Source organism: uncultured Sutterella sp. (assembly GCF_937923675.1).
Taxonomy (GTDB): Bacteria; Pseudomonadota; Gammaproteobacteria; order Burkholderiales; family Burkholderiaceae_F; genus Sutterella.
In genome coordinates, this window is the sequence record NZ_CALDXB010000053.1 from 24,617 (window position 1) to 32,078 (window position 7,462).

The window sequence follows — 7,462 nt, forward strand, 5'->3', positions numbered from 1 at the left end:
TCTTCATGGCATAGCCCTCGGCTTGATCAGACGCCCTTCGGCATCAAAGGCGAAGACGCCCCGGTCAAAGCCGAGGCCGAAGAGCGTCAGAACGCTTTTGTAGTAGGCGTATCCTGAAATTTCATTTTTGGCGAGAAGCGTTCTCGCAAAGGCGCCGGTTCGGGTATTGCGCGTCCAGGGCAGGAGACATGCCGCAAACGCATCCGGACCCGGTCCGCTCAGGGTGAGCGAAGCGCCTTCGACGCGCTCGGGCGGAATGCCAGCGGCGTCCGCGGTACGGATCATGGGACGGAGCGCACGCTTCAATACCGCCGCATCCGGATCCTCAGCGGAAGTCATGCCAGCCCAGAGGTAGACCCGGACGGCATCCCAGGAGCCGAGTTCAGAATTGACGCCGTGCGCCGTACCGGTTTGGTCGAAGTCCGCCCAGTCTGCGGAAAAGCCCGAACGCGATCCCCGCAGAATCGTGCGCATGGCGCCCATGCGGACATCGCGCCAGGCGGGGTTTTCCGCTTCGAGGCGCTTTAAAAGAAACGGCGGATAGTAGCTCGGGTTCTGCCGGGCGAGGCTGCGGCTGCTAAAGCCCGCCTCGCCGGGCGGAATGACGCGTCCGAGACCCGGGATGTCAAAGGAAGACGAAAGAATGAGTTCAGAGAGGCCGCGGCCTTTCTGCAGATAATCCGCATTCTTCCAGAGCCTTCCGGCTTCAAGGAGCGCATACGCGATCCAGAGATCCGAGTCAGCCGCATTATTGCGGTCGAGAATGCCCCAGACTTCCGTCTCCGCGCCTGTTTTCGGGTCCTTCTCGAGGCGGCGGCCCCAGAGCCACGCCGGGAGCCTCTTCGTGCAGTCGCCGCCGCAGAGATTGTCTTCCGTCCAGCTGAGAATCCGCGCAAAGTTCTCGCGGTCATCTGCAGCGAGCGCAAAGAAGAGCGCATAGGACTCTCCTTCCGAGGTGGTGGAGAGATTGTCGGACGAACGATTGACGACTCTGCCCCCTTCAAGGGCACCCTTCGCGAAAGTTTCCCAGAGATCCCAACCCTGCCATTGGGATGCTGAGGCTGAGGGCGAATTCAGGGAGGCATGAGCGGCAGAGGACGGCGGAGGCGCGAGGAACGCCGCAGAGAGCGCCAGTGCGGCGATAAGTCGAAGGGAATGAGTCATCATCTGCTCCCTCCTTCAGAAAGACGGGAACGAATGCGGATTCTCATCAGCGCGTAGATCAGGCAGCCGATGAGAATGGCGCAGCCGAGAGCGCACAGGATGAGAAGGAACGGGTGCTCGAGCATGACGTACCAGACATGCTGGTGCCATGGGAGGCTCCCCACGGTGTAGCCCGGCGCCGTATAAAAATTGAGTGCGCCGTTTTCGCGGATGAACGAAACGGAACCGGCGGAGTCAAGGAGCTTCGAGGGGTCGGCAAGGCTCGCGCTGAGTCGTTCCGATCCCGTCGGATCGGCAGCGAGAAGCGCGACGACTGAGCGCCCGGAGGTAATCGGCGATTCGAACCCGGTCAGGGCGGCAAGCGTGCCGGCAGCGAGCACTGAGAAGCGCTCTTCGGGTGCGGAAAGCTTCCGCTTTTCGGGATTCATGCCTGGGATGCCGCGCGCCGTGAGAAGCTCCCGAGAGAGCGCGTCAATGAGCAGCGCCGGCTTCTCTTCGTCCGGGCCTTCAAGCACGGACTTCGGGAGCCGGCCGATGAGAAGAATGTCCTTGTCGGCAAGGGATTCCGGTTTCGGGTCAATTCTCACGTCTGCTCTGAATCCGACGGCGCCGGTGAGACTTCCGAGACGGCCTGAGGCATTGAGGAGCGTTTCAGCTTCTGCAGGCGTAGGCGCGCCGCTGAAGGCAAAGACGGTATCCGAAAAATCCGCCATGCGCGTGAAGGGAAAGCCCGACTGCGCAAAAAGCTTGAGATCCGGAAGTTCCGCATAGTGATAAAAGCCCGAAAAATCGATGGTCGATCGCGGATCGATTTCGCACTGCTGGTCAATAAGCGTAACGGTCCGGCAGTTTTCGGGCGTTCCGGCGTAAATCGAAAGCGAGTAGCGGAAATCGAATTCGAGGGTGTTGACGGCATCAAAGAGGATCGTCGGGATGTCGAGCATTTCGAACATGCTCGCGATTGAATCCACTACTGCAACGCGGTTGACTGTTTCGCTTGAACCCTGATCCGTGAGGCGCTGAGCTTCAACGAGGGTGTTGTTCACCCGGAAGCGGAGCTGCGCCTGTGAATTCGGTTCCGGAAGCGTATAGCGGTAGCGCAGGTGCACCGGCACGCTCGAGCGGTTGACGACGAAGAGGTCGGGCGGCAGTCGGAGCGTCAGGTGCACGGGCCAGGGTTCCGCCCCCCGCGTCGTGAGCGCGCCGGGGTATTCGGCAAGTTCGCCGAAGGTCGTCGCGTGCGTGGTATCGATCCACTTCGGAGCATCGTAGGGCTTGCGGGCGGCAAGCTGAACGGCTTCGCGGATGCGCGAGCGCGATCCCGAAAGAAGGACGCTTCCGCTCGCGGCGGCCCGGGCCGCATCCATGAGTTCGGCATCATTTCTTCCGGCAATGACGAGCATCTTCGCCCAGGGCGAAAGCGGAGCGTCCGCAATGGCTACTTCCGGCCCCTGGGGTTCGGGCCAGTCCTTCAGAAATTCCGGATGCCGCTCAGACGTATAAAACGCGACGAAATGACCTTCAGGCGGAATCAGATTGAAGTAGGAAGGGAAATCCGCGCCCCTCCAGTCGGCCTCGGCGCCGAAGTAGGAGGCGAGCACTGCGGCGGCGCTCAGCTCTCCCTCGGAAGGGGCGCTGCTGAAGGCGAAGCCCACGCGCATCATGCTCTTGTCGTGCGGGTCGACAAAGGGTGCCGGGAAGAGGGAAAGGTCGTCCGCCACACGGATTTTCTGCCGGGAGAGGGAGAGCTGGCTTGCATCATCCACCGTCAGCCAGAGCGTGGGCGAGGTCGGCGTCGTGCAGACATTGTCGTATTCGCCGATGAATTCGAGCTCAAGCACATTCGCGTCCTTGAGCTTTTTGGGGTCAAGCGGGACGACGGACTGATTCTTCGTCCCGAGCATTTCGCGGGTGATCGGAAGAACCTTCTGCACTTGGCCGTTCAGACGGACAATGAGCTGGGAGCGGATGGGAATAAGCGCGGGCGAAGGCGTCCAGTAGAGCGTGAGCTCAGAGGCCGTGATGATTTCATCGCGGCGCATGACGAATTCGAACGTCTGCCGGGGCCAGATGCCGGTCAGCCGGATTGAGGGCGACGGCCCTCCGGAAGCAAGCGACGCAAGCGGAAGGAGCTCCGTTTTTGGGGGAATCGCTTCCGCTCTCGAGTCGCGGGGGCGAGCGAGCGCCTCGGCAAAGCTCGTCATTTCGTCAGGCGCCGGAGCGGCGCCCTTCTGTTCCGGTCCTTCAGCGGCGCAAGCCGTCGACCAACAGGCTCCCTGAACGAAAAGGGAGGCGATGAGGGGGAAAATAAAGGTCTTCATCTTCATGACGCAGCTCCTTTGCCGGCTGCGGGGAATCCGGAATTGACTGAGGCTCTCTCCAGCGCTTCCCGGCCGAAAAGCACGGCGTCCGCTGGCTGGCAGCCCGGCGGGCGGGGAAGAAAATCAAGAAGAGGCTTCATGAGGCGCAGCGCGCCGTAGAAAAAGCGCTTCAGGCGGTGCGGAAGGTTTTTGAGAATTCCTGAGCAGCCGAGCGCAGCAAAATGGAAAAGCATCATCACGCCCGTCATCGAGGTTTCATCCGCAGCTTTTTCCCTTACCCAGGAGTCGGCCCGGGAGAACGTGCACTGCGTGAAGGCCCGCTCGAGCTCAGGCGTCATGCGGACCAGTTCGACGCCGAGGGACGAGTGGGAGGCGCGGCGGATGATGACGGGGAAGTCGTGCATGATGCCGTCCCTCGTCATGACGAGCGAAGCCTCCTGATTCGCCACAAAAAGACCCTCCGCTTCCGCAGGAATCTCAATGCGCGCGCCGCGCTGCGAATAGTCGGTGAGGCGGACCGACCAGAGGCGGCCGTCGGACGTCCTCAGCATGGCCGGAAGATCCTGATGAACTCTTGGGAATTTGCGGCCCTGAACTGTTTCCACCGCCACCGCGACGGCAGCAAAGAGAATGATGAGGTTGTAGATCGTCCAGCCGCCGTTGATGGCGAGCGTGAGATAGCTCGGAGAATCGACGAAAGAGAGCTGATAAAAGAGGAAGAAGAGCGCGGCGACGTTGATCCCGATAAGCAGGAGATAGGGCTTTGAGAGCGTCCAGTCGAGGTATTCGTGCTCGATGGTGCCGCCCTTTACGGTCACGTTGAATTTGCCGAGCTTAGGCGAAATGAGCGCCATGGTCGTCGGCACCAGGATGTACCAGGAGAGAATCGCCTCGTAGACGCCGGAAATGAAGGGGCTCCGGTGTCCCCGCTGAATGATCGAGGTCGTGATCGCTGAATGAAGCATATGCGGGAGCACGAAGACGAAGAGCGATGCCGGGTCTGCCTCAATGACGTAAATTCCGAAAAAGAGATACGGGATCGGCGCAAGGAGAAAGATGAGCCGCGGCAGGCCATGAAGGAAATGGATCATGGCATTGAGAAAGCAGAGTCTCTGCCCGAGACTGAGTCCTCGTCCGGCAAACGGGTTGTCAGTCCGGAAGATCTGAATCATTCCGCGCGCCCAGCGGATGCGCTGGCCGACATGACCTGAGAGCGTCTCGGTGGAGAGCCCCGCCGCAAGCGGAATGCCGATAAAGGCGGACGACCAGCCGAGGCGATTGAGCCGCAGCGACGTATGGGCATCCTCCGTCACCGTCTCAACGGCAATGCCGCCCGCCTGATCGAGCGCCTTGCGCCGCATGACGGCGCAGGACCCGCAGAACATGGTGGCGTTCCAGGTGTCGTTCCCTTTCTGGATCAGATCGTGAAAGAGCGAGTTTTCATCCGGATCCTGCGACGTAAGACCGAGATTGCGCGTAAAGGGATCCTGCGAATAAAAATGATGCGGCGTCTGCACGAGTGCGATGCTCGGGTCCTTCAGCATCCAGCCCATGGTGAGCTGAAGAAAAGAACGCACCGGAATATGGTCGCAGTCGAAAATCGCGACGAAGTCGCCTTTCACGAGGGTGAGCGCGTGATTGATGTTCCCGGCCTTGGCATGATCGTGCTTCTCACGGCGGATATAGCCCACGCCCGCGGCGCGGGCGAAGTTTTCGATTTCGTCGCGGCTGCCGTCGTCGAGAATCCAGACATGAAGCTTTTCCGCCGGCCAGTCCATGGAGGCGGCCGCATTGACTGTCGGTCGAATCACGTCGAGGGGCTCGTTGTAGATCGGAATGAATACGTCTACATGCGGCCAGAGCGATTTGTCCGCAGGGCAGGGGATGGGCTTTCTGTCGAGCACCCAGAACACCTGAAAGTAGCCGAGGAGCATCACCACCCAAGCATAGGTTTCGGCAGCTACGAGGAGAATCGAGCAGACGGCTCCCGCGGTCGAATCAAGGTTCAGAGTTTCCGAATAGCGCCACCACAAGTAGCGGGTGGAGACCAGAATGGAGAGGATGATCAGGAGGAGCAGCGACAGGTGCGAGCGCACCTCTCTGAGGAGGAGCGCCGTTCCGAGCGTAAGCATCAGAAAGATCGTTTGATTTTGCGTATCGAGCGGCTGCGTGACGCAGATCGCGCTCAAAGCAATCCCGGCCGAGATCAGCAGGATGAGCACGAGGATCTCAAGCTTCGTGACGGCAAGTCTCCGGCGAGCGCCCGCAGCCTGAAGCCGCCGGTGAACGTTCGGAAGCCGCTCGAGACTATGCGTGATCAAGTTGATCAGCGTGCTGACGATGCGGTGCCCAAATTCAGTGAGGATGCTCAGATATCCCCTGATGCTTCCGACGAAGCGCATCCCTAGAGATGCAGTTTCTTCGTTCGTAATCCTCTCTGTTTTTCGGCTCTTCAGCCGATGCGGATCATTTCCTGGAAGGGAGGGGGGGGTAAGCTTCCCTTCAGCGGAGTAATCAGCATGAAGAGAGCTTGAATCAGCATGCGCAGGCAGTCGAGCGTGCGCAGCGACTTGAAGTTCACCTGCGGGAACCAGAAATAAGCGTTCCGGCGAATAGATGCCCAACCCTCATTTTCAAGAGGGAAGAGGAGCCAAGCCGCAGAGAGGAGAATGCTGTTGACGATGAAGCTGAGGGCAGTTTCTGCAGAGAGCCACAGCCTGCTCATCGACTGCCGATACTCAATCACAGGGCCCGAAATGAGTGAGAGGAAGGATTTCATGATGAATATCCTTCCCGCGAGGCCGGACGCTTTACTAGACGCCTTGCCCAGCAGCCAAGGCTGGTGATGGTGCGCGAGCTCGCCGCATCGGGCATCGTCTGTGCAATGGGCTGCTTCAGAAAGCTCGCTTCCAGAGCGAGATCGTCAAAGGGTATGTCGACGGGCGCCAGATGGTCGGAGACGACGGGAAGGACCTCGAGGAATTTCTTAGCCTCCTTCATGGAGAAGCTTTCCGGGCGAACCTTGTTGAGAACGACGGATTCCTTGGCGTGCAGCTCTTTCCCGGCCAGAGTCATCAGACAGCCGGCATCGGGTTCTCCGACAGTGAAAATGACGTCCGCGAGGGCGCTCATGATGCCCGCCGCCCAGTTTTGCTGGGGCGCATTCCCGTTACCGGCATCTACAACGATATCTGAAAAGCCTCGATCTAGCGCTTCCCTGATCAGGCGGCAGCAGGCCTCGACCTGAAGAGAGCGTGAATGCCAGCGTGAATCAGAGAATTCGGCGCTGCCAAGAGGCAGCACGTAAAGCGAAGGGGTGTAGCGCCACAAGGCGTCGAAGGGAGAGAAGCCTCCCCGGACGCTTGTCAGCCAGCCGTCCCGGCATGGAATAGGAATGTTGAAATACAGCTCGAGCGGAGCAGACGACGCACTGATGCTGAGCGCCAGGACTTTTCTCCTCATATGCGAGAAGTGCCAGGAGAGAGAAGCCGCAAGGAAGCTCGCTCCTGCTCCGGATCTTAGATTTTGAATTTGCAGAATCACGAGGAGGTACTCCTAATTTTTTTCTTCAGGAGACTTGAACTTCGTGTTCTTGCTCTCTTCAGAGATGGTCTCGAGACGCAGGCGCAGCACATCGGAAAAAAGCGGGCGTACGTGGGCTAACGACGAAGCGTCCTTCTTCATCGTTTGATAGCCGTCGGCGCGAAAGCGCTCAATTCGACTCAGCCGTATTACATCCTCGGGCAGCAGCGTCATATTTTTGTTATTTGAGTAAGCATGGCCATTTTATCAACATGCCTTACTTTCGGTTTAGCTGTTGCCTATAGCGCACATAGGCGCGGATGGACTATGAATGGAGTATTTGTTTTAACGCGATTGTAGGCAAGGCTCTGAATAATCTAAATTGTTCTGTCGGCGTACTTATGAATGCGCCTGAGCGCGCTACCCCTACCTCACGGCCCACGTAGGAACCTGCC

The 7,462-nt window shown here is 59.3% G+C and carries 6 protein-coding genes; all 6 read right to left on the reverse strand.

Annotated elements, in window-relative coordinates:
* Positions 1–3: 3 nt before the first annotated feature.
* Genes bcsZ through Q0106_RS06465 form a run of 6 tightly spaced genes read right to left on the reverse strand, consistent with a single transcriptional unit; the run spans position 4 to position 7,241 of the window.
* Positions 4–1,167, reverse strand: coding sequence for a cellulose synthase complex periplasmic endoglucanase BcsZ (bcsZ, locus tag Q0106_RS06440; RefSeq protein WP_297610492.1), 1,164 nt, complete (start codon positions 1,165–1,167; stop codon positions 4–6).
* Positions 1,164–3,491: a cellulose biosynthesis cyclic di-GMP-binding regulatory protein BcsB gene (locus Q0106_RS06445; protein ID WP_297610495.1), complete on the reverse strand. Its 2,328-nt coding sequence runs from the start codon at positions 3,489–3,491 to the stop codon at positions 1,164–1,166. Before Q0106_RS06445 ends, bcsZ begins: the two co-directional genes overlap by 4 nt.
* On the reverse strand, positions 3,488–5,887 hold the full coding sequence (gene bcsA, locus Q0106_RS06450) for a UDP-forming cellulose synthase catalytic subunit (RefSeq protein ID WP_297610498.1): 2,400 nt from the start codon (positions 5,885–5,887) through the stop codon (positions 3,488–3,490). Before bcsA ends, Q0106_RS06445 begins: the two co-directional genes overlap by 4 nt.
* 50 nt (positions 5,888–5,937) lie before the next feature.
* Positions 5,938–6,264, reverse strand: coding sequence for a hypothetical protein (locus tag Q0106_RS06455; RefSeq protein ID WP_297610503.1), 327 nt, complete (start codon positions 6,262–6,264; stop codon positions 5,938–5,940).
* Positions 6,261–7,028 (reverse strand): cellulose synthase operon protein YhjQ/BcsQ, encoded by a 768-nt coding sequence (locus Q0106_RS06460; RefSeq protein WP_297610506.1) that lies wholly within the window; start codon positions 7,026–7,028, stop codon positions 6,261–6,263. Before Q0106_RS06460 ends, Q0106_RS06455 begins: the two co-directional genes overlap by 4 nt.
* 12 nt (positions 7,029–7,040) lie before the next feature.
* Positions 7,041–7,241 (reverse strand): hypothetical protein, encoded by a 201-nt coding sequence (locus Q0106_RS06465; RefSeq protein ID WP_297610509.1) that lies wholly within the window; start codon positions 7,239–7,241, stop codon positions 7,041–7,043.
* Positions 7,242–7,462 lie beyond the last annotated feature (221 nt).